This is a genomic window from Burkholderia sp. SIMBA_051 (assembly GCF_046534915.1).
GTDB classification, from domain to species: Bacteria; Pseudomonadota; Gammaproteobacteria; order Burkholderiales; family Burkholderiaceae; genus Burkholderia; species Burkholderia ambifaria.
In genome coordinates this window covers 1-491 of the sequence record NZ_JAWRXS010000047.1, presented here as the reverse complement: position 1 = coordinate 491, position 491 = coordinate 1, and the positions used below count along the sequence as shown (strand labels likewise).

The 491-nt window shown below is 47.7% G+C and carries 1 protein-coding gene; it reads right to left on the bottom strand.

Annotated elements, in window-relative coordinates; genetic code table 11:
- Nucleotides 1–78: 78 nt before the first annotated feature.
- Nucleotides 79–491, bottom strand: a 413-nt coding sequence (locus SB771_RS33465; RefSeq protein ID WP_410721848.1) for a serine hydrolase, incomplete at its 5' end; no start/stop codon positions are given.

Genomic DNA, 491 nt, shown 5'->3' with positions numbered 1-491 from the left:
CTTCACCTAGATCCTTTTAAATTAAAAATGAAGTTTTAAATCAATCTAAAGTATATATGAGTAAACTTGGTCTGACAGTTACCAATGCTTAATCAGTGAGGCACCTATCTCAGCGATCTGTCTATTTCGTTCATCCATAGTTGCCTGACTCCCCGTCGTGTAGATAACTACGATACGGGAGGGCTTACCATCTGGCCCCAGTGCTGCAATGATACCGCGAGACCCACGCTCACCGGCTCCAGATTTATCAGCAATAAACCAGCCAGCCGGAAGGGCCGAGCGCAGAAGTGGTCCTGCAACTTTATCCGCCTCCATCCAGTCTATTAATTGTTGCCGGGAAGCTAGAGTAAGTAGTTCGCCAGTTAATAGTTTGCGCAACGTTGTTGCCATTGCTGCAGGCATCGTGGTGTCACGCTCGTCGTTTGGTATGGCTTCATTCAGCTCCGGTTCCCAAAGATCAAGGCGAGTTACATGATCCCCCATGTTGTGCA